We start from the raw sequence: 25,782 nt of genomic DNA, 5'->3' as shown, positions 1-25,782 counted from the left end.
CAAGGCGGCTCATGCTCGGCGCCCCTTATTTCAGGGCAGGACTGTGCACAAGCCGCTTACGGTGCGGGTGTTCTATTTATCGAACTCGATCAGATTGACCATGCACGACCACGCTTCTCATTACGACTCCAACTGCATTTTTTGCCGTATTGCCAAGGGCGAGATTCCTTCGCGCAAGGTGTATGAGGACGATGAAGTCTTCGCTTTCCACGATATCAACCCAGCCGCCCCTGTGCATTTCTTGATGATTCCCAAGAAACACATTGCCTCTATGGCGCACCTGAGTGAGGCAGATGCTCCTTTGCTGGGCCGCATGATGGCCTTGGCACCCAAGCTGGCGCTAGAGCAAGGCTGCAACCCTTATCCGGCGGGTGGCTATCGCGTTGTGGTGAATACCGGCGTGGAAGGCGGCCAGGAAGTCCATCACCTGCATTTGCACGTGATGGGCGGTGCGCGCCCCTGGCTCAAAGGCTAAGAAACCAGCCCTGCGGGTAATCCCTTCTGAGTGGGCGATAGATGCACCAGCCTCAGGCTTTTTGGGGCATTGAGGTCAATCTGTCAAAAGCCCCGTCTAAAATGGTTTGCAATTCTTAGGAGATTCTCATGGGCTCTTTTTCTATCTGGCACTGGGCTATCGTGCTGCTCATCGTAGTTTTGGTGTTTGGCACCAAGAAACTCAAGAACATCGGCACCGATCTGGGTGGCGCCGTTAAGGGCTTTAAGGACGGCATCAAGGACGGCGGCACCGCTGCTGACGCCAACACTGCCGCAGGCCAAGTCGCTAATCAGCAAGCCGCTGAAAAAACCACTATTGACGTGGAAGCCAAGCAAAAAAGCTAAGCGCTGCAGGACTGACATTGAATGTTTGATATTGGCCTGTCCAAAATGGCGCTGATCGGTGCCGTGGCTCTCGTAGTCATCGGCCCCGAGAAGCTACCCCGCGTGGCTCGCATGGTAGGAACCATGTTGGGACGGGCGCAGCGTTATGTGACTGACGTGAAGGCCGAAGTCAACCGCTCCATGGAGCTCGATGAACTTCGCAAGATGAAGGAGTCCGTCGAGACTGCGGCGCGCGATGTGGAGTCCGGCGTTCGCAACCAAACCTCAGACTTTGAAAAAGACTGGGGCGATGCGACCAAGGACTTGCATGACGGCTCGAACATGACCTCGGCATCATCGTTTGACTCTTACGATTCAAACGGCAGCTATGGCAGTCATAGCTCTGTGGTGCCAAGCTATAGCCACCCGCGCAAGAACTGGCGTGTGAAGCGCGGTGCAGTGCCCCAGTGGTACAAGTCACGCGCAGGCGTGCGCAGCAAAGTTCAGTCGGGTGCAGCGCGTGTGGCCCGTTTTCGGCCCAAGAAGTTCCATTGAGCATGCCTAGTTGCAGCTTGCTGGCCGCAAGGCCGTTGCCCATTACGGCAGCAAGCTTGCATTGGGTATGTAGCCCCTTGCCCGTGTTTACGGGCGTTGTTGTTTCAAGCGTGCAGAGCTGCTTAGGCTCTGGCGCGGTTGTTTTGCACCATGTCCGAACCCTCTAAAGAAGACGAACTCGCCGGCACGGAGCAGCCCTTTGTGCAGCACTTGATGGAGCTGCGCGATCGCCTGCTCTACAGCCTTTATGGCGTTCTGATTTGTGTTGGCTTGCTGATGTTCTGGCCCGGCCCTGATGGTCTGATTGACTTCATCGCCGTACCAATCAAAGAACACATGCCCCCCGGCGCAAAGCTGATTGCGGTGGGCGTTTTCTCGCCATTCTTTGTGCCGCTTAAGGTGCTGATGATGGTGGCGGTGCTGATGGCGCTGCCTTGGCTGATGTACCAGGTCTGGGCGTTTATCGCCCCGGGTTTGTATAGCCACGAGAAGAAGTTTGCCCTGCCGCTGATTTTGTTTGGCAGCTTGCTCGCTTATGTAGGCATTGGCTTTGTGCAGTTCTTTGTGCTTGGCAATATGTTCAAGTTCATTCAGCACTTCACACCGGCCAGCGTGGCGGCAACGCCTGATATTGCCTCGTATGTCGAAGCGATCTTGTCGCTGTACATCGCTTTTGCTGCGGCTTTTCAGGTACCGATTGTGGTGATGCTGCTGGTGCGTTTGGGCCTGGTCGAGATTGACAAGCTCAAGGCCTTCCGTGGTTACTTTATCGTGCTGTCTTTTGTGATTGCCGCCGTGATTACGCCGCCTGACGTGATCTCTCAGCTGGCACTGGCTATCCCCATGTGCTTGCTTTACGAGGTGGGCATTTTGGGCGCGGGATGGTTTAGCAAGTCATCGCGAGCTCCCACAGATGAGAGCGAAGAAAGCTCCGCTGTCGATAAGCCCGCAAACAGTAAATAACAGTTCTAGTCGCCTTCAAATCGACTGACTCAACAAGCCCTTGAAGCAATTCAAGGGCTTTTGTTTTGATAGCTACCTGTCCTTTACTGATAATGACTTGAAGCATTTTTAGGCAGAACTCGGGCACAAAAAAGCCAGCAAAACATGCTGGCTTTTTATGAAGGCAGCGCCATGCTTAGCGGCGGCGGCCTTGCTGCTGTGTATTCGCTGCAGGGCGTGTGCCGGGGGTGATGCTCAGCATGACTTCACTATCTGCACGGCGCACATCGAATTGGGCGGCTTCGCCGGGCTTTAGAGATGCGACTGCTGTCAGCAATTCAGAGACATTGCGGGTAGCTGTCTCGCCCACTTTCACAATCACGTCACCGGGGCGCATGCCAGCCTGAGCAGCGGGCCCCGCTTGCAGCACGCCGGTGATGATGACGCCAGCATCGGCCTTGACACCAAAGGTCTCCGCCAGCTCGGGCGAGAGTTCATTGGGCTCCACACCAATCCAGCCGCGGGTGACCTTACCGTCTTTGACGATGCCGTCCAGCACCATCTTGGCGGTGGAAACTGGAATGGCAAAGCCAATGCCCATGCTGCCGCCCGAGCGTGAATAGATCGCAGTGTTGATACCCAGCAAGTTGCCATTGGCATCCACCAAAGCGCCGCCGGAGTTGCCGGGATTGATAGCGGCATCGGTTTGAATAAAGTTTTCAAACGTGTTGATGCCCAGTTGGCTGCGGCCCAGTGCGCTGACGATGCCGCTGGTCACCGTCTGGCCCACGCCAAAGGGGTTGCCAATGGCCAGAACGCGGTCGCCCACGGCGACTTGGTCAGAGTTGCCCAGCACGATGACGGGCAGCTTGTCCAATTCAATCTTCAAAATGGCCAAATCGGTTTCAGGATCGGTACCAATCACCTTGGCCTTGGTCTGGCGGCTGTCAGTCAAAGTGACCTCGATATCGTCTGCACCCTCCACCACATGGTTGTTGGTGAGTATGTAGCCATCTTGACTAATGATGACGCCACTACCTAAACCAGATTGCTCCTGCGTGCCTTGCTCGCCAAAGAAGAACTGGAACCACGGATCGTTGGCGCGCGGGTGCCTCACTGCTTTGCTGGTGTTGATGCTGACAACAGCGGGCGATGCCTTACGCGCAGCCGGAGCGAAACTGCCGGGCGCATCTTCTCCAGCTGCAAGCGATGGAGCTTGCAGCAGCGCAACGCCAGCATTGCTGCGAATATTTCCACGCTGAAGCCACGTAGGCTGTAGAGTAGCTACTACAAAATAGATAGCAAACAGTGCGGTGACTACCTGCGAAAACAGCAACCAAGTGCGTTTCATGTAATGGGTCTAAAGAGTGAGGGGAACAAGGCCATATTGTGCGACATGGTCACTCTCCACAGTACAGCGAGGCTGTTCAATCTTGTTAATTTGCTTACCCCAAAGCGCTGCAGCCTGCACAAGATGAGTGCATAGGGTTACTTTTGGATAAAGTTTTATGTCAGCGGTCACGCTACAGGTAAACCCTAGAATGAATCTCGACTGCTCTAACGTCGCCGTTTTCTGAAGTGATTGCGCACAACGCTCTCATGCCAGATGGGTGTGGCTCTGTATTAGGAATCCACCTCAATCGGTTGCTCTCTACACGTTGACCCGTGGATAGAGACTTTATTTATGCAGTCTTGTTGTTCGATCTAGGAAACACCATGACTACGCCTAACCAAGCAAAGCCAGCTACCGCTGCGGCTGTTGCAACGAATCGCCCGTTAACCCGGGAAGACTACAAAACCTTGGGCTTATCCGCTCTGGGTGGAACGCTGGAGTTTTATGACTTCGTCGTATTCGTATTTTTTGCCAACGTCATTGGCGTACTATTTTTCCCATCTGACCTGCCAGAGTGGATGCGTCAGCTGCAAACGCTAGGCATTTTTGCGGCCGGCTATCTGGCGCGTCCTCTGGGCGGCATCATCATCGCCCACTACGGCGACAAGATTGGTCGCAAGAAGATGTTCTCGCTGTCCATCTTCTTGATGGCAGTGCCCACACTGGTCATCGGCCTGCTGCCCACTTATGAAACCATTGGCATCGCCGCGCCGCTGCTGCTGCTGTTGATGCGCGTGCTGCAAGGCGCAGCCATTGGCGGCGAAATGCCCGGCGCTTGGGTTTTTGTGGCCGAGCACTCGCCCGCCAAAAACTACGGCTTGGCCATTGGCACGCTGACTTCCGGCATCACCGGCGGTATTTTCCTAGGCTCCATCTTCGGCGTGTGGCTCAACAGCACATACAGCCAAGCGGAGATCCACGACTGGGCTTGGCGCATGCCGTTCATTCTGGGCGGCGTGTTTGGCCTGCTGTCCGTTTATCTGCGCAAGTTCTTGCACGAAACGCCCATCTTCCAAGAGATGCAAGCGCGCAAGGCTGTTGACCGCGAGATGCCTATCAAAACCATCTTGCGCGATCACCGCGAAGCCTGCGTTGTCGTGGCGCTGATGACTTGGGTGCTGTCCACCGCCATTGTGGTGGTGGTTCTGATGGCCCCCGCTTATCTGCAAAAAGTGTTCCAGATTGCCCCCGCCATGGCGCTCAAAGCCAATGCCGTGGCGACAGTGACGCTGACCCTTGGCTGCGTGTTCTGGGGTTGGTTGTCTGACAAGATCGGCACCAAGCTGACCATGATCTTCGGCTGGGGCGGTATGACGGCATCGGCCTACCTGTTCTACCTGAGCCTGCCCGGCACCGAGGCATCGTTGGTCTATACCTATGCGCTGGTTGGATTCTTTGTGGGCTCCATCTCGCTGCTGCCTGTAGTGGGTGTACGTGCCTTCCCTGCAGAAGTGCGATTTACCGGCCTGTCCTTCTCTTACAACATGGCCTACGCCGTGTTTGGCGGCATGACTCCGATGCTGGTGTCCGTGTGGCAACAGGCGGACATCATGGCCCCAGCCCATTACGTGGCCGCCATGGGCGTGCTGGGTGCTGCCATGGCCTTCTGGCCACTGGCCAGCAAGGGTTGGCAAGCCAAGAAGGCTTAACGCAGCGCGTGAAAACTCGCTAAATTCAAAATCAATTCAAAAGGCAGCTACGGCTGCCTTTTTTGCGTCTTTGGCGTCTTTGGCGTCTTTGACATCTGACAGGGCTATATGCCGTCAGTCACAATTGACGCATGAGCATCGAGCGAAACCAACTGCTATCCGTTTTCAATGGGCTGCTGCAGCCTGAACGCTTTAAAGACTACGGGCCCAATGGCCTGCAGGTTGAAGGCAAGAACGAAATCCGCCGCATCGTCAGCGGCGTGACGGCCAGTCGCGCTTTGATTGAAGCGGCTATTGACGCCAAGGCGGACGCCATCTTTGTACACCACGGCCTGTTCTGGAAGGGCATGGACGGCCGTATCACCGGCTGGCTCAAAGAACGCATCCGTTTGCTAATGGCGCATGACATCAACCTATTGGCCTATCACCTGCCGCTAGACGCCCACCCTGAGTTGGGCAATAACGCTCAATTGGGTCTAAAGCTGGGCCTGAAGCTGGGAGTAAAGGCCGGCGTCCAAGGCCAAGCCACATTTGGCGATCAAAATCTCGGCTGGCTGGCGAATGTGGAGTTTGCCAATGCAGCCGTGCTTGCTGAGCATGTGCAGACGGTGCTGGGCCGTCAAGCCACGCTGGTCAGCGGCGATCTGCAAAAGCCCATTCGCAAACTGGCTTGGTGCACAGGTGGCGCGCAGGGCTTTTTTGAATCCGCCATCGCCGCAGGTGCTGATGCCTACATTACCGGCGAGATTTCAGAGCCACAGATGCATTTGGCTAGAGAAATGGGGGTGAGCTTCATCGCCGCAGGCCACCACGCTACCGAGCGTTATGGTGCCCCGGCTGTGACTGCTCATGTGGCCAATGAGTGTGGGCTAGAGCATCAATTCATCGAAATTGACAACCCGGCCTAAGCGCACAAGTTCGTGGTTGATTGATCATTTTTGATAGCTTCATGTCTATATACCTATTGGACTACAGGCACTTTTTATAGATATGTCTTCTATTACACCCAGCACCGGCAAACCCATTGCCATCACCCAAGGCGACTGCGCTGGCATTGGCCCGGAAATCATTGCCAAAGCCTTCAAGTCAGCTGCGCAAGCCATGCGCGGCTGCTTTGTGGTGGGCGAGCTGCAGACAATGCGCCGGGCGAGCGCACTGGCGGCCAGAGCAGCCAATGGAGAGCCGGGCATGGCCCAGCCGATTGCGGTGATTAATACGCCAGCGGATGCCTGGTCTGTGCCAGAAGGTGCTATTCCTTTGCTGAACCTGCCGGGGCTTGCCGGGCCGCAGCCTTATGGCCAAATTTCAGCCGAAGCAGGCAAAGCTGCCGCGCAGTGTGTGGTCTGGGCAGCGCAAGCGGCGTTGCGGGGTGACATTGCAGCGCTGGTCACGGCGCCTTTACACAAAGAGGCGCTGCATCTGGCAGGCGTGACTTTCCCCGGCCATACCGAGCTTCTACAGGCCGAAGCTGCAGCCCATGCGGGTGTGGCCCTGAAGCAAATGCCTGTTCGCATGATGCTTGCCAATGACGAGCTGCGCACCGTGCTGGTCAGCATCCACATGTCTCTGCGCGATGCCATCAATGCAGTCACCGAGGCGCAGGTTTTGCAAACCCTGCGCATCACGCATCAAGCACTCAGCAAAAGCTTGGGCCGCACGCCACGTATTGCGGTGGCGGGGCTCAACCCTCATGCGGGTGAAGGCGGCGTTTTTGGCCGTGAAGAAATCGAAATCATCGCCCCCGCCATCGCACAGGCCAAAGCCGAAGGCATCGACACCCACGGCCCCTTTGCCCCGGATACCGTCTTCATGCGCGCCCGCAGCACGGCCGCCAAGCCCGGCGAATTCGATGTTGTGTTGGCGATGTACCACGACCAAGGGTTGATCCCAGTCAAATATCTCGGCGTGGAAAAAGGCGTCAACGTCACCCTTGGTTTGCCACTAATTCGCACCAGTCCAGACCACGGCACAGCCTTTGATATTGCCGGGCAAGGACTGGCCGATGCAGCCAGCTTGCTAGAGGCCGTGCACATGGCGCGCAGCCTTTGCCGCACATAGCCCAGATAGAGCACTTAGGCCCAGCAGTTTTCGACTGCTTTCACCTCAAAAAAGCCTGCCGAGGCAACTCAGGCAGGCTTTTTTCATAAGAGCGTGCACTTACTGCTTGCGATTCAAGCTGTCGCGAATTTCGCGCAGCAGTTGAATGTCTTCAGGCGTGGCTGCCGCTTCTTCTGGCGCTGCAGGTTTTTCGCGCTTGAGGCGATTGACCTGCTTGATCATTATGAAAATGATGAAGGCCAAAATAAGGAAGTTAACGGCCACGGTGATGAAGTTGCCATAGGCAAAAACAGGAACTCCAGCTTTCTTGAGCGCATCCAAGGTGCGCGGAATTCCTTCTGGAATATTGCCCAAAACAACGAACAGGTTGGAAAAATCTAGCTTGCCAAAGATCAACCCCACCAGCGGCATGATGAGGTCGGCGACTATGGAATCCACGATCTTTCCGAATGCAGCGCCGATGATTACACCGACGGCCAAATCCATCACGTTTCCCTTGATTGCGAATTCGCGGAATTCTTGCATCATGCCCATAAGCAGGTCCAGTCACTAAGAGTTTGAGATAGCGCAGTATTGCGTGACTTTGGTACTTGTCAACGTCGGACTGGGGCTGGAATAACCATGACCCCGCCGCTAGAATTCCCGGTAGACCCCAAATCAAGCGATGTACTTCGAGGAAATCCATGAGTGACTCTCCAGTCGACTCCAGCAAGCGCACGTGGATCATCACGTCAGCATGTGCTGGTGCCGTGGGCGGTGCAGTAACGGCCGTCCCTTTTGTGAGCTCCTTTCAGCCTTCTGAAAAAGCCAAAGCGGCAGGCGCCGCTGTCGAGGTTGATATATCAAGCCTAAAGGAGGGTGAGAAACTCACCGTTGAGTGGCGTGGCAAGCCGGTTTGGATCATCAAGCGCACACCCGAGCAGCTCAAAGAGTTGCCGGCGCTGAATGCCGAGCTGGCCGACCCCGCCTCAGCTCGCCACCCAGAGGAGTTCACACCGCCTTATGCGATGAACGAAGTGCGCTCCATCAAGCCAGAAATTCTGGTGGTGGTGGGTATTTGCACCCATCTCGGCTGCTCTCCGGTTGATAAGTTTGTGAGCGGCCCACAGCCATCACTGCCTGCGGACTGGAAGGGCGGATTCTTATGCCCCTGCCATGGATCGACTTTCGACATGGCTGGCCGCGTATTCAAGAACAAGCCAGCACCAGACAACCTGCAAGTGCCGCCACATATGTACCTGTCAGACACCAAGCTGCTGATTGGTGAAGACACCAAGGCAGCCTGAGGGAGACAAGAACAATGGCCCACGAATTCAAGCAAATTGACCCGAACTCCACCACCGGAGCGAAGGCTGTGAACTGGATGGAGAATCGTTTTCCGACAGCGTTTGACGCCTACCGCGTCCACATGTCGGAGTACTACGCTCCTAAAAACTTCAACTTTTGGTACATCTTCGGCTCACTGGCTCTGCTAGTGCTGGTGATCCAAATCGTCACCGGTATTTTTCTGGTGATGCACTACAAGCCAGATGCAGACAAGGCATTCGCCTCAGTCGAGTACATCATGCGTGATGTGCCTTGGGGCTGGCTGATTCGCTACATGCACTCCACAGGCGCCTCGGCATTCTTTGTTGTGGTCTACCTGCACATGTTCCGCGGCCTGCTATACGGCTCTTACCGCAAGCCGCGAGAGCTGGTCTGGATCTTTGGCTGCGCCATCTTCTTGGTGCTGATGGCTGAAGCCTTCATGGGCTATCTGCTGCCATGGGGCCAGATGTCGTACTGGGGCGCGCAGGTCATCGTGAACTTGTTTGCCGCCATTCCCTTCGTCGGCCCTGATCTGGCTTTGCTGATTCGCGGCGACTATGTGGTGGGCGATGCCACGCTGAACCGCTTCTTCAGCTTTCACGTGATTGCCGTGCCTTTGGTGCTGCTGGGCTTGGTAGTTGCGCATTTGCTTGCCCTGCACGATGTGGGCTCGAACAACCCCGATGGCATTGAAATCAAGGGCCCCAACGCACCCAAGGATGCCAAGGGCAACCCATTGGATGGCATTCCCTTCCACCCCTACTACACCGTACACGACATCTTTGGCGTGACGATCTTCCTGTTCTTGTTCTCGGCGGTAGTGTTCTTTGCGCCTGAGATGGGTGGCTACTTCTTGGAGTACAACAACTTCATCCCGGCCGATCCGCTCAAGACACCTAACCACATTGCACCCGTGTGGTACTTCACGCCCTTCTATTCGATGTTGCGTGCCATTACCGGCGAGATGATGTACGTTCTGATTGCTTGCGTGGTGTTGGGTGCAGGCTTCGGTATCTTGAAGTCGCGTCTGCCCGGCATTGCCAAGGGCGCTGTTGCGATCGTCGCTCTCGGCGCGATTGCCATGATGCTGTCCATCGACGCCAAGTTCTGGGGCGTGGTCGTCATGGGCGGCGCTGTCATCATCTTGTTTGCTCTGCCTTGGCTCGATTGCAGCCCGGTCAAGTCCATTCGCTACCGCCCAAGCTGGCACAAGCATGTGTACGCGTTATTCGTGTTCATGTTCTTTATCTTGGGCTACCTCGGCATCCAGGCTCCCGGCGTATGGGGTGAGGTTGCAGGTCAAGACATTGCCCAACGCGTCTCACAAATCGGAACACTGTTCTACTTTGGCTTCTTCCTGCTCATGCCTTGGTGGAGCCGCTTGGGTACACCCAAGCCTGTGCCTGATCGCGTGACCTTCACGCCTCACTAAAGCAGGAGAAAACAATAATGAAAAAACTGATTCTGACCTTGGTTACGGCCTTGGGCATCATGGGCGGCGCTCAAGCCTCTGAGGGCGGCATTCACTGGGATAAAGCTCCAGTCAATACCAGCGACATGGCATCCCTGCAAAACGGCGCCAAAATCTTTGTGAACTACTGCCTGAGCTGTCACTCTGCCGCTTTCATGCGCTTTAACCGCCTGAAAGACATCGGCCTGACGGATCAGGAAATCAAAGACAACCTGTTGTTTACAACCACCAAGGTGGGCGAAACGATGAAGGCGGCCATTGACCCGAAGGAAGCCAAGGAGTGGTTTGGTGCCAACCCACCGGACCTGACCGTGATTGCACGCTCGCGTGCAGGCTCGGGCGGCTCAGGTGCGGATTACCTCTATACCTTCTTGCGCACTTTCTATAAAGATGACACCAAGGCCACGGGCTGGAATAATCTTGCTTTTCCAAGCGTAGGCATGCCGCATGCCCTGTGGGAGCTGCAAGGCGAGCGCCGAGCCATCTTTGAAGAGCATGACGACCACGGCACTAAAACCCAAGTCTTTAAGGGTTGGGAGCAGGTGTCTGCGGGCAAGATGAGCGCAGTGCAGTACGATCAGGCCGTTGGCGATCTGGTCAATTACCTGCAATGGATGGGAGAACCAGCCCAGAACACACGTACCCGTATCGGCGTGGGTGTTCTGATTTTCCTGGGTCTTTTCATCTTTGTGGCTTGGCGCCTGAATGCCGCGTTCTGGAAAGACGTGAAGTAAGTTTTGCTGTCGTGCAGATATCATCTGCACCAAACCTGTTAGTGCAGAGTGGGATGCCGTGGGCAACCCACTCTTTTTGATTTTTAGGAGTCTCCACCATGATGGTGCTTTATTCGGGAACGACCTGCCCCTTCTCACACCGCTGCCGCTTTGTGCTGTTTGAAAAGGGCATGGATTTCGAAATCCGCGATGTGGACTTGTTCAGCAAGCCCGAAGAAATCGCCGTGATGAACCCCTACGGTCAAGTACCAATTCTGGTCGAACGCGACCTGATTTTGTACGAGTCGAACATCATCAATGAGTACATTGACGAGCGCTTCCCTCACCCCCAGCTGATGCCCGGCGACCCCGTGGATCGCGCCCGCGTGCGTTTGTTCCTGCTGAACTTTGAAAAAGAGCTGTTCATTCACGTGAACACGCTGGAAGAGCGTCACGTCAAGGGCAATGAAAAGGCAATCGAAAAGGCTCGCGCCCACATTCGTGACCGCTTGACCCAGATGGCCCCTATCTTCTTGAAGAACAAGTTCATCATGGGCGAGAATTTCTCCATGCTGGACGTCGCCATTGCTCCCCTGCTGTGGCGCCTGGACTACTACGGTATCGAGCTGTCCAAGAACGCTGCTCCTTTGCTCAAGTACGCAGAGCGCATTTTCTCGCGCCCCGCCTACATTGAAGCGCTGACTCCTTCTGAGAAGGTCATGCGCAAGTAATTGCACATGAGCGCCAAGCGGGCATGCTGAAGGAAACTCCTTCATCTGCCCGCTTTTTTGTCTTCGCAATCTTTTGGAATTGATTCGTCAGGAAACGATATGACAGCCCCTGAAACGACTTCAACCCGTCCGTATTTGCTGCGGGCCCTGTTTGAGTGGTGTAACGACAATGGACTCACGCCGCACATTGCCGTGCGCGTAGATCGCAGCACCCAAGTGCCGATGGAGTTTGTGCGCGATGGGCAAATCGTGCTCAACATCAGCTATGACGCTACCAGCGGCCTGCTGATTGGCAATGAGTATGTGGAATTCACCGCCCGCTTTGGCGGCAAGCCCAGACAAATCATGGTGCCTATCACTCACGTGATGGCCATCTATGCACGCGAGACGGGTCAAGGCATGGCGTTCCAGCCAGAAGGCGACGAGCTCGATGAAGATGCTGATGCGCAAGACTCCGACGCTTTAGAGCTGGCTGCAGAGCAGATCGATGAGTCTGCTGAGCCGGCAACGGATGATCGTGTGGTGCAACTGGTGCCCGTCAAGGCAGATGCCAATGGATCAGATGGAGACGACACACCCCGCACCCCACCGCCTGCTGGCGGACGCCCCACACTGACACGCGTGAAGTAAAGGTGGAAGACCCCTAGAAATTTCTGAAAAGTGCTCCTGAATTGAAGATTTTTCGGGTTTCTTCTTTTCGGCCTAAATTTCTACGTTAGAATTCATGCATTCGCCGGTTTAGCTCAGTTGGTAGAGCACCCGCCTTGTAAGCGGTAGGTCGTCAGTTCGAATCCGACAATCGGCACCAAATAGATAGCCCCACATGTGAAAGCAGGTGGGGCTTTTCTTTTTCTTACGCCACTTAGTCTTTGAAGGCATGGCCACGCAATGCGAAAGCAAGCGTGGGCAAGACAACGCGAAGCTTGAAAACAAAAAAGCCTGCAAATCCAAGACTTGCAGGCTTAAGCCAAAACCTCACGACGTCGCGTGAGGTGAGCATTCGAACTTTTAGACGTTGAACAAGAAGTTCAGGACGTCGCCGTCTTTAACGATGTATTCCTTGCCTTCGGCGCGCATCTTGCCCGCATCCTTGGCACCTTGCTCGCCCTTGAACTGGATGAAGTCGTCAAACGCGATGGTCTGGGCACGGATGAAGCCGCGCTCGAAGTCGCCATGAATCACGCCAGCGGCTTGAGGGCCCGTAGCACCGATTGGCACAGTCCATGCACGCACTTCCTTCACACCGGCGGTGAAGTAGGTTTGCAGACCCAGCAGCTTAAAGCCAGCGCGAATCACGCGGTTCAGGCCCGGCTCTTCCAAACCCAGCTCTTCCAAGAACATATCGCGATCAGCGTCCTCCATCTCGGACATTTCTGCCTCGATCTTGGCGCAGACGGCGACCACAGGCGCGCCTTGAGCTTCGGCATAGGCCTTGAGCTGGTCCAGCAGAGGATTGTTCTCAAAACCGTCTTCCGACACGTTGCCCACAAACATGGCGGGCTTGGCTGTGATCAGGCAGAACTGCTTGATCAGGGGAGCGTCTTCCTTGGAAACGGGCACGGTACGTGCTGGCTTGCCTTCGTTGAGGGCATCTTGAATCTGAGTGAGGATGGCAACCACCTTGGCGGCATCCTTGTCAGTGCCAGAGCGAGCGGCCTTGTTATAGCGATGAATCGCCTTTTCCACCGTGGCCATATCAGCCAAGCACAGCTCGGTCTGGATGACTTCGATGTCGGCAATGGGGTCTACCTTGTTGGCCACGTGAATCACGTTGGGGTCTTCAAAGCAGCGCACCACGTTGACGATAGCGTCGGTCTCACGGATGTGGGCCAAGAACTGGTTGCCCAAGCCTTCACCCTTGGAGGCGCCTGCCACCAGACCGGCAATGTCTACAAACTCAACGATGGCGGGAACCACACGTTCGGGCTTGACGATTTCGGAGAGCTGATCCAATCGTGGATCGGGTACTTCCACCACGCCGGTGTTGGGCTCAATCGTGCAGAAGGGGTAATTTTCAGCAGCGATGCCAGCCTTGGTCAGCGCGTTGAAAAGGGTGGACTTGCCGACGTTGGGCAGGCCAACGATGCCGCATTTGAGGCTCATGGAATTTCCTTATGTATCAATGCACTAGCTGGCACCACAGCAATGTGGCCGAAGTGCCCGATCCGCATTGAGGCGAATCTGGTTATCTTGGGAGCGTGACGACCAAGCGCTCTGCTCTTACAGAGTTTGGTGCCGGTTTCGTCACGGAAAGCCCTAGATTGTAATGACCCGGCAATCTCTGCTCCTTCGCCGTAGATTGCGCGCGCCTTTAATCAAAGCGCAGATTACCTGCCAGTGATTGACCCAGCTCTATCTGCACGCTGGCACCCTCAACATCCGGCAGGCCCAGCACGATGGTGTTCATGCCAAAAGTGATAGCACCATCCATACGAGAGTCTTGACGATAGCGGCGTATTGATTGACCCACCGCCACCCCCTGCACTGCTGTGTCCGGGTCAATATCCGGAATGGGGCAGCGCGTGCAAGGCTTGCAGGGCTGCAAACTCAGACCCGATAACTTGTGTAGATCGTCCAGCAAATCAAACTGCTCCACCCGGTCTTCATCGTGGGCCTCAATACCTGCAATGACGATATTGGGTCTAAAGCGGCGGGCGTCGATTGGCGTTTCACCAGCCTGTTCCAGCTTGTGGTTGAGTTCATCGACGGCCGACTGACTCAGTACCAGCAGCGGATAACCATCCGCAAAATGCACAGGAGCCTGGCCTTGACTCACCCAGCGCTCGCTGGCTTGGCGCGGTTGGGCCGGGTCAAAGCGCACTAATCGGCAATCCGCCCCCAGCACTTGAGTGAGCCATGCACGAGCCGGTTCAGCCCACTCGCCCAAATCCCAAGCATGCACGGTGTCGCTCCAGACACTGGCCTTGCATTTGCCGCCCTGCGCCAGCAGCGAAATCTGCAGGCTTGACTGGCCTGCAAAGTGCAGCAGCAAAGAATCCGCCGTGATTTCAGGGCGAATCAGCGCCATGCGCGGGAGGCTGCGCTGGGTCAAAAACTCGCCATTTGCGTCCACCACCATCCAGTGCCGATCCCACTGCAGCCCATGGCGCGACAGGCGAGCCTGCTGCACAGCAATGCCGGCGCAGGACTTCACAGGGTAAATCCAGAGCCCGGCAATTTGGCCCTGCACGTCATAGGCGGTATCGGTCATCGCATATCCTTTGCTAAATTTAGAGTCATTTTGACCTCAAGTCCTTTCAATACATAGACATGGCGCTATCAAGAAGATAGTTTCTCGCCGGATACGCCTGTGGGGGCTGGGGTTCCCTCTATGCACGCAGGTCCGCCCCGCGCCTCCTACAATGACAGGCATGGCGCAAACCTTTGATGTATGTATTCGTGGAGCCGGCATTGTGGGCCGGACTTTGGCTCTTTTGCTGGCGCGTGAGCGTCTGCGTGTCGCCCTCGTGGCGCCGCCGCAGCCCAGATCACCACAGCAAGATGTGCGGGCCTATGCGCTCAACGCCAGCTCTAAAGCGGTGCTGCAGTCTTTGCGCTGCTGGCCCGACGATGCAGATGCCACGCCCGTGACCGGCATGCAGGTATTTGGCGATCTGGACGGTCAGGTTCAGTTTGATGCCGCCTCGCAAGAGGTGCAGGCGCTGGCCTGGATTGTCGATGTGCCCGCCTTGGAGCAGCGCTTGGCCGAAGCCGTGCGCTACCAGCCGCAGGTCGAAATCGTCAAAGAACCGGTAGAAGCCGCCCTAACCGCCGTGTGCGAAGGGCGAGCCAGCAGTACACGCGCTGAGTTTGGCGTGGACTTCTCCATCACACCCTACGCCCAGCACGCGATTGCCACGCGCCTGAGCTGCGAGATGCCCCACGGCGGTATCGCACGCCAGTGGTTTACACCCGAAGGCATTCTGGCCCTGCTGCCCATGGGCGGCCCCGAAGGTCATGAGGTCGCCGTGGTCTGGTCGCTTGAGCAAGCACTGGTGCCCGAATGGCTGGACAGCGATGAAGAAAGCTTCACCGCCCGCCTGCAAATCATCAGCCAAAACGCGCTGGGCGAGCTAGATCTGATTTCTGAGCGCGCCACTTGGCCGCTGCAGCAAGCCGTGGCTAACCGCTGGTGCGGCCCATTTGCGCAAAATTTGACGCCAAAGAGCAACCAAAGCTGGGTGCTAGCTGGGGACGCCGCCCACAATGTGCACCCGCTAGCAGGCCAAGGCTTGAACCTAGGCTTGGCCGATGCTCAGACGCTGGCCCGCGTGCTGCAAGAGCGTGACTACTGGCGCAGCCCCGCTGACTTGAAGCTGCTGCGCCAATACGAGCGCGAGCGCAAAGCATCTCTAGCTCCCATGGGGTTGGCGATGGATGGCTTGCAGCAGCTGTTTTCTCGCCCCGAAGTGCCTATGCAAATGCTGCGCAACCTCGGCATGAAAGGCTTTGAGCGCAGCGGCCCCCTCAAGTCCTGGATGGCCAAGCAAGCCATGGGTTTGCTCTGACAAGGTTTGCGCTAAAACAGCCTTAGGGAACCCCTGAGAAGCATCAGACTCCAACCCCACAGCCCTGCCACCCGGCTTTCCCGGGTGCCGCAGAAACCACTTCCCCCAGCCGCCCAGCGGCCAGACAGATCACCCCATGAAACTTGTTGCTAGCCTGCTGACTGCTGCCAGCCTGACCTTTGGCCTGAATGTTCACGCCCAAGATGCCAACCTCAAAAAGACCTTGACTGAGCGCATTCCTCAGCTCGAAAAAATCGACGAGGTGCGCTCCACACCCATGTCCGGGCTGTACGAAGTGCGTGCTGGAACCGATATTTTTTACACCGACGCCAAGGGCAACTACCTCATTCAGGGCGAGTTGATCGACACCAAGGCCCGCCGCAATCTGACTGAAGACCGCATGAACCAGCTCACGGCGGTGGACTTCAAGCAGTTGCCGCTCAAAGACGCCATCACCATCGTGCACGGCAAGGGCGAGCGCAAACTGGCCGTGTTTGAAGACCCCAACTGCGGTTACTGCAAGCGCTTTGAAAAAGACCTGCAAAACGTAGACAACGTCACCATCTACCTCTTTCTCTACCCCATCCTCAGCCCCGACTCGGCAGAGAAGTCGCGCAACATCTGGTGCGCCAAAGATCAAACCAAGGCTTGGCATGATCTGATGCTGAGCAACAAAGCAGCCCCTGCCGTGCAGTGCGACACCGCAGCCATTCAGCGTAACTTGGCCTTTGGCCGCAAGTACAAGATCACCGGCACCCCCACCGTGATTTTCGCCAACAATGTTCGCGTGCCCGGCGCAATTTCTGCCGCCGAGATCGAAAAGCATCTGGCCGCTGCCAAGTAATCCCCTTCATCGCCGGAGCAGCGCGCCTGACCTTGACGGCTCTTGCGCGCTGCGACAGGTTCGTATGCTCCGGCCTGCATCTTTGGAGCTGATATGACGACTGTTTCCCATGCCACCGGCAACCAACCCGGCATTCGCTACACCGTGCAGGCCAACGCGGTCGATGCGCATCTTTTTGATGTTCAGCTTCACATCGCTCAGCCAGCAGTCGAGCAAATCTTGTCGCTGCCGGTGTGGATTCCCGGCAGCTATCTGGTGCGTGAGTTTGCCAAGAACCTGCAAGGGCTGAGCGCCACACAAAACGGCCAAGTCACTGCCGCCAAGCAACTCACAAAAAATCAATGGAAAATCGGCTGCAGTCCAGATACTGCCTGCACGATTAGCTATCAAGTTTGCGCCTATGACACTTCGGTGCGCACCGCTTGGCTAGACCGCCGCCGCGGCTTTTTCAACGGCACCAGCCTGTGCCTGCGCGTGCACGGCCAAGAAGATACGCCCCACGCACTCGAAGTCTTGAGCAGCCCCGCCACACAGAATTGGCAAATCGCCACCGGCTTGACTGCCACCCAAGTCGATGCCAACGGCTTTGGCCTCTACACCGCCGCCCATTACGACGAACTGGTCGACTGCCCCGTAGAAATGGGCCAATTCTGGCGCGGCAGCTTTACCGCTGGCGGCGTGCCGCACGAGTTTGTGGTGGCAGGTGCCGCGCCCAGCTTTGATGGCGAGCGCCTGCTGGCCGACACCCAAAAAATCTGCGAAGCCGAAATCGCCTTCTGGCACGCCGACGGCAGCCAGCCGCCTATGGATCGCTATGTCTTCATGCTCAATGTGGTGGACGACAACTACGGCGGGCTGGAGCACCGCAACAGCACAGCCCTGATCTGCGGCCGGCGCGACCTGCCGCGCAAAGGCGAAGCCAAGGCAGCCGAGGGCTACAACACTCTGCTAGGCCTGATTAGCCACGAATACTTTCACACCTGGAACGTCAAGCGCCTGCGCCCTGCCGAGTTTGCGCGCTACGACTATGAGCAAGAGAACTACACCGAGCTGCTGTGGTTCTTTGAAGGCTTTACCAGCTACTACGACGACCTGTTCCTGCGCCGCGCCGGGCTGATCGACAGCGCCCAGTATCTCAAGCTCATTACCCGCACCATCAACCAAGTTCTGCAGACGCCGGGCCGCCATGTGCAGTCCGTGGCTGAATCCAGCTATGACGCCTGGGTCAAGTACTACCGCCAAGACGAGAACACGGCCAATCACACTGTCAGCTACTACACCAAAGGGTCGCTGGTGGCGCTGTGCCTTGATCTGGCCCTGCGCTCCAATGCCAGTAGCCTAGACGACGTCATGCGCGGCCTGTGGCGCAAGAGCGATGGCGGCCCCATCAGCGAAGCCGATGTACTGGCCGTGGTAACCGACCTGGGCAATGCCGACATCGCCCAGCAGCTACAAAGCTGGGTGCATAGCCGCACTGACTTGCCCCTGCGCGAATTGCTGAGCCAACACGGTATCAACACCAAGGCCGAGCCCGCCCAACTGGCGCAAAAGCTGGGCCTGCGCGTTCAAGAAAACCACAGCGTTCAAATCAAAACCGTGCTGCGCGGCGGCCCTGCTGAGCAGGCGGGCATGATGGCGGGCGACGAATGGCTGGCCATCAAAGCAGACCAGCAGTACTGGCGCATTAACAAGCTCGACGATGTACCCTTGTATGCCGGTGCCGCCAATCAAGTGACGGCTTGGGTCGCTCGCGACAGGATGATTCTTGAGTTGCCACTAGACTTAAGCGGCGCAGCCACTCAAGCCATCAGCAATCTGGGCTTAGAGGTCAGCGATAAAACGGCTGTACAGCGCTGGCTCACTGGCGTGGGCAATGAAGAAGGCGAAAGCAAAGGCGCAGCTGAATAAAAATGCCGCTTAAAGCGCTCAGCTTCGCGCCAGCAAAGTGCAGCTGAGCCCTTATTGTTGGCATAAGAATTCATTTTTAGCAGGAGACAAACTTGGCTTACGAAACTATTGAAGTCCGCGTAGAAGCGGAAAAAGTCGGCATCATCACCCTGAACCGCCCCAAGCAACTCAACGCGCTGAACGATCAGCTCATGCAAGAGCTGGGCGATGCGCTTAAGACTTTCGATGCGGACAAAAGCATTGGCTGCATGATCATCACCGGCAGCGAGCGCGCCTTTGCCGCCGGTGCCGACATTGGTGCCATGGCTAAGTACAGCTTTGCCGATGCCTACGGCGGCGACTACATCACCCGCAACTGGGAAACCATTCGCAGCATCCGCAAGCCCGTGATTGCCGCCGTCAGCGGTTTTGCACTGGGCGGCGGCTGTGAGCTGGCGATGATGTGCGACTTCATCATCGCCGCTGACAACGCCAAGTTCGGCCAGCCTGAAATCAAGCTGGGCGTTATCCCCGGCGCCGGCGGCACGCAGCGCCTGCCCCGCGCTGTGGGAAAGAGCAAAGCCATGGACATGGCGCTCACGGCCCGCATGATGGACGCCACCGAAGCCGAGCGCGCAGGCCTTGTCAGCCGCGTCGTTGCATCTGACAAACTGATGGAAGAAGCGCTGGGCGCGGCCATCATCATCAGCGGCTTCTCGCAGCTGGCCGTGATGGCCGCCAAGGAATCGGTGAACCGCGCCTTTGAAAGCAGCCTGAGCGATGGCGTGATGTTTGAGCGCCGCCTTTTCCACGCACTGTTTGCCACGCAAGACCAGAAGGAAGGCATGGACGCTTTCGTCAACAAGCGTCCGGCTCAATTTACCCACCAATAAATCGCTTGTCGCACACAAAAGTTTCGACTTTGGTTTGGGGTCGATTTTTCTGTATATAATTGCGGTCTTCGGTCGTGTAGCTCAGTTGGTTAGAGCGCAGCATTCATAATGCTGATGTCGCAGGTTCAAGTCCCGCCCCGACCACCAAACAAGAAACCGCAGTGTTTGCAAAAGCACTGCGGTTTTTTCTTTTTCAGATGCGTACCTGCAAAAAAAATCCCAAGTTCGCCGCCGGGCCACTTTTTTGCCTCTAAAATTCGCACTGTCGGTCGTATAGCTCAGTTGGTTAGAGCGCAGCATTCATAATGCTGATGTCGCAGGTTCGAGTCCCGCTACGACCACCAAATTGAAGCCCCAAGCGCGCAAGCTCTTGGGGCTTTTCGCATTTATTGGTGCGGCTGAAAGACCTCGCTCACCAGCGCACGCAGCCACTGATTGGCGGGTTCACGCTCAAAACGCCAGCTCCAGTGCAGGGAAACATCAAACGCGCTTTCGGGTAGATCGGCCTGCAGCACCGCATAGCCGCCCATTTGCTCAAACGTGTCCGCAATCTCGGCCGGCATGATGACGGCCAGATCGCTCTGGCGCACGATTGAGGGCACGGCCATGAAGTGCGCCGCCGAGAGGCGAATCTGGCTCTGCAGCTCCAGCGTGCGCAAAATACGCAAAGTCTCTGAGTGCGAACGCACCGCCACATAGTCCAGCCGCTGCAAATGCTCAGGGCCAAGCCGCTTGTTTTTCAAGCCCTTGAGCAGCGGGTGCGCCTGCCTTAGCAGCACGGCATAGTGATCCGAAAGCAAGACCTGCTGCTTAGTCCCCGTTACACCGGGCAAGAAGCCGATGGCGATGTCCAGTGAGCCACGGTCCAGCGCATCCGCAATCTCTCCCATGGGCATGGGGAGCGTCTCCAGCTTTACGTTCGGCGCTTGCTCTCGCAAGGCTTGCATCAGCGGCGGCAAAAAGCGGGCCTCACCAATATCGCTGAGATGGATGCGAAAGCACTGGCTCGCCTGCAAGGGATCAAAGGTATGCGCTTCGGCCAGCGCCACTTCCAGCGTGGCCAAGGCCGTACGCACTGCCCGTGCCAGCCTCTCGGCACGCGGCGTGGGCCGCACGCCGCCGTGCATGCGCTCAAACAGAGGGTCGCCCAGCAACTGGCGCAGCCGCGTCACCGCCTGACTGGCAGCAGGCTGAGACAGCCCCACCTCCTGGGCCGCACGGCTGACACTGCCATGCCTGAACACCGCATCAAAGACGCGTAGCAAGTTGAGATCTAGACCAGATATATCCATGAAACGAATATTGCTTAGATGATTTATTCAATTGCTGGAAATTATGAGGCCATGCAAGATTCCTTCAGAAGCGCTCCACCCCATGAAGAGCGGCCAGATCAAGGAAACACACTTTGCAAACCACACTCCCGCAAGACACCCACACCGTCCGCCATGCCGTAATCGCCATGCTGCGCGAGCTGGGCATGACGCGCATCTTCGGCAACCCCGGCTCCACAGAGCTGCCGCTGTTTAGGGACTACCCCGAGGATTTTTCCTACGAGCTGGGCCTGCAGGAGGCCGTGGTTGTCGGCATGGCCGATGGTTATGCGCAGGCTACGCGCAACGCCAGCTTTGTGAATTTGCACTCAGCCGCAGGCGTGGGCCATGCCATGGCCAATATCTTCACCGCCTTCAAGAATCGCACGCCCATGGTCATCACGGCCGGCCAGCAAGCGCGCTCCTTGCTGCAGTTCGACCCGTTTTTGCATTCCCGTGATGCCGCAGAGTTGCCCAAGCCCTATGTGAAGTGGAGCTGCGAGCCAGCCCGCGCCGAAGACGTGCCTCAGGCACTGGCCCGCGCCTACTACATCGCCATGCAAGAACCTCGCGGCCCTGTATTTGTCTCCATTCCTGCCGATGACTGGGACAAACCTTGCGAGCCCATCACACTGCGCAGCATTGGCTTTGAAACCCGCCCCAACCCGCAAACGCTGACGGCGGCTGGCAAGGCGCTTGATGCATCGGTGTCGCCAGCCTTTGTGGTGGGCGCTGCCGTAGACCGCGCTGGCGCGTGGGATGCCGTTGTGGCTCTGGCCGAGCGCCACCAAGCCCGCGTGTTTGTAGCGCCCATGAGCGGGCGCTGCAGCTTCCCCGAAGATCACCCCCTGTTTGCCGGTTTTCTGCCTGCCATGCGCGAGCGCATCGTGGACCTGCTGGCCCCACATGACACTATTTTTGCCATTGGCGCTGCCGCTTTCACCTATCACGTGGAAGGCGCTGGCCCGTTCATCCCCGTTGATTCCGAGCTGTTCCAGCTGATTGAAGACCCGGCCATTGCAGCATGGGCACCCGTGGGCACGGCTGCCGTGGGCAATATCAAGCTGGGTGTCGAAGAGTTGCTGAGCCGCCCGCAACTGGCGCAGCGCCCAACACCAGCGCGCAAGCCCACACAACCCGTTCCAGCCGCACCTGCAGCAGGTGAGCGCATGTCGGTCGCTTTTGCCATGCACACGCTGGCCAGCGTGCGTGACCCGCACAGCATCATCGTGGAAGAGGCTCCCAGCTCACGCTCAACGATTCAGACCTATCTGCCCATCTTTCACAGCGAGACCTTTTTCACCATGTGCAGCGGTGGGCTGGGCCACAGCATGCCTGCGGCTGTCGGCATTGCTCTGGCCAAACCCGAAAAAAAAGTGATTGCCGTGATTGGCGACGGCTCGGCCATGTATGCCATTCAGGCCCTGTGGACTGCGGCCCATCTACGCCTGCCCATCACCTTTGTGATTCTCAAAAACCGCCGCTACGCCGCGCTGCAAGACTTCTCCAAAGTCTTTGGCTACCGCGAAGGTGAAAAGGTAGAAGGCACAGAACTACCCGATCTCGACTTTGTGGCTCTGGCCAAAGGCCACGGCTGCGATGGCATTCATGTGGAAGACGCTAGTCAGCTAAGCCGGATCCTCAAGGAAACTATTGCCCACCCTCGACCCATCGTGGTTGAGGTGGAAGTGGCCTGAAGAAGCTCAAAAATTACCGCCCGTTCGAGGCGGATTGATAAAAACCCATCCAAGGAGACAAGACATGCCTTCAAAACACGTCATCAACAGCCTGCGCCGCTTGAGTCTGGCCGCTATTCCAGCTCTGCTTTGCAGTGTATTTGCGGCCACTGCTGTGGCTTCTGAAAAGTGGCCAGACCGCCCTATCCGCCTGATCGTCAACTTCGCCCCCGGTGGCGCGGCCGACGTAATGGGGCGGGCCATCTCCCCCACCATGAGCCAGGTGCTGGGGCAGTCCGTGGTGGTGGACAACAAGCCCGGCGCCAACGGCAATATCGGCATTGGTGAAACCGTGCGTGCAGCCAAAGATGGCTATACGCTGCTGCTGAGCTCAGGCGGCGGCATCAGCATCAATCCGTTGATTTACAGCAAGCTGTCCTTCAACCCCGAGAAGGATTTGATCCCCGTCGCCGCCGTGGCGCGCGTGCATGTCTTTCTGGAAACCAACCCCAGCTTGCCGGTGAGCAATGTGCAGGACTTCATCAAGCATCTGCAGGCCAACCCCGGCAAATTGTCATACGGCTCGCCCGGCCCCGGCAGCTCGCCGCATCTGGCTGGTGAAATGTTCAAACGCGCCGCCAAGGTCGATGCCAGTCACATTCCCTACAAAGGCGCTGGCCCGGCTTTGACTGATGTGCTCAGCGGCCAGCTCCAGTACTGGTTTGATCCGGGCCCCGGCCTCAAGCAAGTCGAGGCCGGCAAGCTCAAGCTGCTGGCCATTGGCAGCCCGCAGCGCTCCCCTCTCTACCCCAAAGTCCCAACGCTGGCCGAAAGTGGCTTGCCGGGCTTTGATGCCGACACTTTATTCGGCATCTACGCTCCCGCAGGCACGCCTGCGCCCGTGGTGGAGGCCGTGCGCGCCAGCGTGCTCAAGGCGCTGGAGCAAAAAAATGTGATCGATGTGCTGCAAGGACTTGGCTCCACGCCTGAACCCAATATGAGCCGCCAGGAGTTTGTCGATCACCACGCCAAGGAGCGCGTCCGCTTCGCACCACTGATCAAGGAAATTGGCCTGAAGGTGGACTGACAGGCCCGCTTTTCCAAAGCTAGCAGCAACTTCAATAAAGATAGCTGCTAGTGCATATAAATAAAGCGCTGGAGTGCCAAAGCACTGCAGCGCTTTTTTATTAAGAGTAGTTACTTAGCTGGCCGTAACCGCCACAACCACTGCAGATTCAGGCACTTCCAGCCACACGTTGTCGTTGGCCACTAGTCCGCTCATGGCGGCTGCAAAGCCTACAATCTGCGCGCCCCAGCTCAGGCGGCAAATGGCTTCATCAGAGGCAATCACTTCTTCAGACACAGTTTGCGCACCGTAGGTTGCGCGCTGCACCACGGCGGGCCAGAGGTTGATACTCTGCGTAGATGCAACTGGGCGCTCGGCGCCCACCCACACCTTAACGGCCGTGGCCTTGCACAACGCAAGCACCTGCACACCGGGAGCCAAACCCAGCAGCTCATAGCTTTCGGGGGTGATGCGGGCAGCAATCGTCCAGTCTGAGCCCGCATCCATTGCCGCGCGCAGCCAGACGCGAATCTGACCGCCCATCGATTCCACCTTGAGCACCGTGCAAGGCCACTGATTGCGCATGCTGGTCATCAAACCCAAGTTCGGCTGCGTGCCGCCGGGCGTGCCCAACTTCATGCGCTGCATCAGCTCGGTGCGCAGTCGCATCATGGCTTCGGCCGCATGCAGCAATTCTTCACCTGCGGGGGTAATTTGTGCTCCACCGCCACCGGCACCGCCCACGCTACGCTCCACCAGCGATACGCCAGCGAGATTGGTCAACGTATCAATGGCCTGCCATGCGGCCTTGTAGCTCACGCCCACATCGCGGGCCGCCTGAGAGATAGAGCCGCTTTGCGCAATGCCGCGCAAGATGGCGATGCGCCGGTCTGCCATGTCGTAGCCCAGCGCTTGCGATACGGAGTCTGAGGACAGAGAGCGGCTTTGCACTCCCTCGTCGTCAAAAGCATCAAATTGTTCTTCTTTAGGATGATCGATTTCTGACATAAGCCGCCATCATGCCCACCTTGCCTTTTCCTAGCTGCTGCGCGTCTTTTCAAAAGGGCTACACTTCGCTATTCCTTAAATGAATAGCGATAACCCCATGACTTCGATCACAGCCCGCTGCCGCAGTTTGCCCTTTCAACTGATTCGCACTGCCGCAGTGATTGGCGCCACTTTGTTCAGCCTGTGGTCTGCGCAAGCTCAAGCCGCTGAAGTCTCAGTGGCCGTCGCCGCGAACTTCACCGCCCCCATGAAAAAAATTGCGCTGGAGTTTGAAAAGGACACAGGCCACAAAGCCGCGTTGTCATTTGGAGCCACCGGCAAGTTCTACGCCCAAATCAACAATGGCGCGCCCTTTGGCGTATTACTGTCTGCCGATGACACAACGCCCGAAAAACTGGCTAAAGAAGGCAAGGCCGTGGCCGACTCGCGCTTTACCTACGCCATTGGTGCACTGGTGCTGTGGAGCGCCAAGGCCGGTTATGTGGATGACAAGGGCCAGGTACTCAAGACTGGCGACTACCAACACATCGCCATGGCCAACCCCAAACTGGCGCCCTACGGCGCAGCTGCTATGGAAGTGTTGAATAAATTGGGCTTGACCGCGCAAGTACAACCTAAAGTGGTCATGGGCGAGAACATTGCCCAAACCTACCAGTTCGCCGCCACCGGCAATGCGCAACTGGGCTTTGTGGCGTTGTCTCAAGTCATGGAAAACGGCAAGATCCGCGAAGGATCGGCTTGGCAGGTGCCCGGCAACATGCATGAACCCATTCGCCAAGATGCCATCGTGCTGAACAGCGCTAAAGACAGTGAAGCGGCAGCCGCTCTGATGAAATATCTGAGCAGCCCCAAGGCGCGTGACATCATTCACTCCTACGGCTATAGCAACTAATCCTTGATCAATAAGGACTGGCGGTCGATTTAATCAGTAATACACCTCTGCCCCTGAAA

At 57.0% G+C, this 25,782-nt stretch carries 25 protein-coding genes and 3 tRNA genes; 22 read left to right on the top strand and 6 right to left on the bottom strand.

The window, feature by feature from the left end; all coding sequences use genetic code 11:
* The first annotated feature begins 100 nt into the window (after positions 1–100).
* The 4 genes from KUF54_RS15755 (at position 101) to tatC (ending at position 2,337) form a co-directional block, all read left to right on the top strand.
* On the top strand, positions 101–475 hold the full coding sequence (locus KUF54_RS15755) for a histidine triad nucleotide-binding protein (protein ID WP_219343701.1): 375 nt from the start codon (positions 101–103) through the stop codon (positions 473–475).
* 128 nt (positions 476–603) lie between these two features.
* Entirely contained in the window at positions 604–840 is a 237-nt protein-coding gene (gene tatA / locus KUF54_RS15750) for a Sec-independent protein translocase subunit TatA (protein WP_219343700.1), read from the top strand.
* A gap of 21 nt (positions 841–861) precedes the next feature.
* The gene (gene tatB / locus KUF54_RS15745) at positions 862–1,374 is read left to right on the top strand and encodes a Sec-independent protein translocase protein TatB (RefSeq protein ID WP_219343699.1); all 513 of its coding nucleotides are present in this window, start codon (positions 862–864) and stop codon (positions 1,372–1,374) included.
* A gap of 150 nt (positions 1,375–1,524) precedes the next feature.
* Positions 1,525–2,337: a twin-arginine translocase subunit TatC gene (tatC, locus tag KUF54_RS15740; RefSeq protein WP_219343698.1), complete on the top strand. Its 813-nt coding sequence runs from the start codon at positions 1,525–1,527 to the stop codon at positions 2,335–2,337.
* A gap of 175 nt (positions 2,338–2,512) precedes the next feature.
* Here tatC and KUF54_RS15735 read toward each other — a convergent pair whose 3' ends face one another.
* Positions 2,513–3,667 carry a trypsin-like peptidase domain-containing protein gene (locus KUF54_RS15735; RefSeq protein WP_219343697.1) on the bottom strand — a complete coding sequence of 385 codons (1,155 nt, stop codon included), beginning with the start codon at positions 3,665–3,667 and terminating at the stop codon, positions 2,513–2,515.
* A 365-nt stretch (positions 3,668–4,032) separates the two neighbouring features.
* Here KUF54_RS15735 and KUF54_RS15730 point away from each other — a divergent pair, with 365 nt between their 5' ends.
* From KUF54_RS15730 to pdxA, 3 genes are all read left to right on the top strand, one after another.
* Complete coding sequence (locus KUF54_RS15730; RefSeq protein WP_219343696.1) at positions 4,033–5,358, top strand: MFS transporter; 1,326 nt, start codon at positions 4,033–4,035, stop codon at positions 5,356–5,358.
* A gap of 131 nt (positions 5,359–5,489) precedes the next feature.
* Positions 5,490–6,266, top strand: coding sequence for a Nif3-like dinuclear metal center hexameric protein (locus KUF54_RS15725; protein WP_219343695.1), 777 nt, complete (start codon positions 5,490–5,492; stop codon positions 6,264–6,266).
* 82 nt (positions 6,267–6,348) lie between these two features.
* Positions 6,349–7,416, top strand: a complete 1,068-nt coding sequence (pdxA, locus tag KUF54_RS15720) for a 4-hydroxythreonine-4-phosphate dehydrogenase PdxA (protein ID WP_219343694.1) — start codon at positions 6,349–6,351, stop codon at positions 7,414–7,416.
* Between the two features lie 99 nt (positions 7,417–7,515).
* On the opposite strand, the gene mscL is transcribed toward pdxA, so the two are convergent.
* Positions 7,516–7,950, bottom strand: a complete 435-nt coding sequence (gene mscL / locus KUF54_RS15715; protein WP_219343693.1) for a large conductance mechanosensitive channel protein MscL — start codon at positions 7,948–7,950, stop codon at positions 7,516–7,518.
* 149 nt (positions 7,951–8,099) lie between these two features.
* On the opposite strand from mscL, the gene petA reads away from it, so the two are divergent.
* From petA to KUF54_RS15685, 6 genes are all read left to right on the top strand, one after another.
* Positions 8,100–8,702, top strand: a complete 603-nt coding sequence (gene petA / locus KUF54_RS15710) for a ubiquinol-cytochrome c reductase iron-sulfur subunit (RefSeq protein ID WP_219343692.1) — start codon at positions 8,100–8,102, stop codon at positions 8,700–8,702.
* Between the two features lie 14 nt (positions 8,703–8,716).
* Entirely contained in the window at positions 8,717–10,156 is a 1,440-nt protein-coding gene (locus KUF54_RS15705) for a cytochrome bc complex cytochrome b subunit (protein ID WP_219343691.1), read from the top strand.
* Between the two features lie 17 nt (positions 10,157–10,173).
* Entirely contained in the window at positions 10,174–10,929 is a 756-nt protein-coding gene (locus tag KUF54_RS15700) for a cytochrome c1 (RefSeq protein ID WP_219343690.1), read from the top strand.
* A gap of 98 nt (positions 10,930–11,027) precedes the next feature.
* Positions 11,028–11,639 (top strand): glutathione S-transferase N-terminal domain-containing protein, encoded by a 612-nt coding sequence (locus KUF54_RS15695; protein ID WP_219343689.1) that lies wholly within the window; start codon positions 11,028–11,030, stop codon positions 11,637–11,639.
* A gap of 99 nt (positions 11,640–11,738) precedes the next feature.
* Positions 11,739–12,269, top strand: coding sequence for a ClpXP protease specificity-enhancing factor (locus KUF54_RS15690; protein ID WP_219343688.1), 531 nt, complete (start codon positions 11,739–11,741; stop codon positions 12,267–12,269).
* A 102-nt stretch (positions 12,270–12,371) separates the two neighbouring features.
* Positions 12,372–12,447 (top strand) — tRNA-Thr (locus KUF54_RS15685).
* Positions 12,448–12,647: 200 nt separating this feature from the next.
* Here the strand turns inward: KUF54_RS15685 and ychF are convergent.
* Together ychF and KUF54_RS15675 are read right to left on the bottom strand one after the other, a co-directional pair.
* Entirely contained in the window at positions 12,648–13,742 is a 1,095-nt protein-coding gene (gene ychF, locus KUF54_RS15680; protein ID WP_219343687.1) for a redox-regulated ATPase YchF, read from the bottom strand.
* 208 nt (positions 13,743–13,950) lie between these two features.
* Positions 13,951–14,850 carry an MOSC domain-containing protein gene (locus KUF54_RS15675; protein ID WP_219343686.1) on the bottom strand — a complete coding sequence of 300 codons (900 nt, stop codon included), beginning with the start codon at positions 14,848–14,850 and terminating at the stop codon, positions 13,951–13,953.
* Positions 14,851–15,010: 160 nt separating this feature from the next.
* Here KUF54_RS15675 and KUF54_RS15670 point away from each other — a divergent pair, with 160 nt between their 5' ends.
* From KUF54_RS15670 to KUF54_RS15645, 6 genes are all read left to right on the top strand, one after another.
* The gene (locus KUF54_RS15670; RefSeq protein ID WP_219343685.1) at positions 15,011–16,147 is read left to right on the top strand and encodes an FAD-dependent monooxygenase; all 1,137 of its coding nucleotides are present in this window, start codon (positions 15,011–15,013) and stop codon (positions 16,145–16,147) included.
* Positions 16,148–16,283: 136 nt separating this feature from the next.
* A complete protein-coding gene (locus tag KUF54_RS15665; RefSeq protein WP_219343684.1) occupies positions 16,284–16,991 on the top strand; it encodes a DsbC family protein in 708 nt (235 codons plus the stop codon).
* 93 nt (positions 16,992–17,084) lie between these two features.
* Positions 17,085–18,899 (top strand): M61 family metallopeptidase, encoded by a 1,815-nt coding sequence (locus KUF54_RS15660; RefSeq protein ID WP_219343683.1) that lies wholly within the window; start codon positions 17,085–17,087, stop codon positions 18,897–18,899.
* 92 nt (positions 18,900–18,991) lie between these two features.
* Positions 18,992–19,771: an enoyl-CoA hydratase gene (locus KUF54_RS15655; protein WP_219343682.1), complete on the top strand. Its 780-nt coding sequence runs from the start codon at positions 18,992–18,994 to the stop codon at positions 19,769–19,771.
* Positions 19,772–19,841: 70 nt separating this feature from the next.
* Positions 19,842–19,918 (top strand) — tRNA-Met (locus KUF54_RS15650).
* 120 nt (positions 19,919–20,038) lie between these two features.
* Positions 20,039–20,115: transfer RNA gene (locus tag KUF54_RS15645), tRNA-Met, on the top strand.
* A gap of 42 nt (positions 20,116–20,157) precedes the next feature.
* Here KUF54_RS15645 and KUF54_RS15640 read toward each other — a convergent pair.
* On the bottom strand, positions 20,158–21,063 hold the full coding sequence (locus KUF54_RS15640) for a LysR family transcriptional regulator (RefSeq protein WP_219343681.1): 906 nt from the start codon (positions 21,061–21,063) through the stop codon (positions 20,158–20,160).
* 167 nt (positions 21,064–21,230) lie between these two features.
* On the opposite strand from KUF54_RS15640, the gene mdlC reads away from it, so the two are divergent.
* Positions 21,231–22,778 carry a benzoylformate decarboxylase gene (gene mdlC, locus KUF54_RS15635; RefSeq protein ID WP_370627613.1) on the top strand — a complete coding sequence of 516 codons (1,548 nt, stop codon included), beginning with the start codon at positions 21,231–21,233 and terminating at the stop codon, positions 22,776–22,778.
* 64 nt (positions 22,779–22,842) lie between these two features.
* Positions 22,843–23,844: a tripartite tricarboxylate transporter substrate binding protein gene (locus KUF54_RS15630; protein ID WP_219343679.1), complete on the top strand. Its 1,002-nt coding sequence runs from the start codon at positions 22,843–22,845 to the stop codon at positions 23,842–23,844.
* A 114-nt stretch (positions 23,845–23,958) separates the two neighbouring features.
* Here KUF54_RS15630 and KUF54_RS15625 read toward each other — a convergent pair whose 3' ends face one another.
* Positions 23,959–24,831, bottom strand: coding sequence for a TOBE domain-containing protein (locus tag KUF54_RS15625; RefSeq protein WP_219343678.1), 873 nt, complete (start codon positions 24,829–24,831; stop codon positions 23,959–23,961).
* 97 nt (positions 24,832–24,928) lie between these two features.
* On the opposite strand from KUF54_RS15625, the gene modA reads away from it, so the two are divergent.
* Positions 24,929–25,723 (top strand): molybdate ABC transporter substrate-binding protein, encoded by a 795-nt coding sequence (gene modA, locus KUF54_RS15620; protein WP_219343677.1) that lies wholly within the window; start codon positions 24,929–24,931, stop codon positions 25,721–25,723.
* Positions 25,724–25,782 lie beyond the last annotated feature (59 nt).

Source organism: Comamonas sp. Y33R10-2 (assembly GCF_019355935.1).
Lineage (GTDB): Bacteria > Pseudomonadota > Gammaproteobacteria > Burkholderiales > Burkholderiaceae_C > Comamonas.
This window is presented reverse-complemented; position numbering and strand designations above follow the sequence as displayed.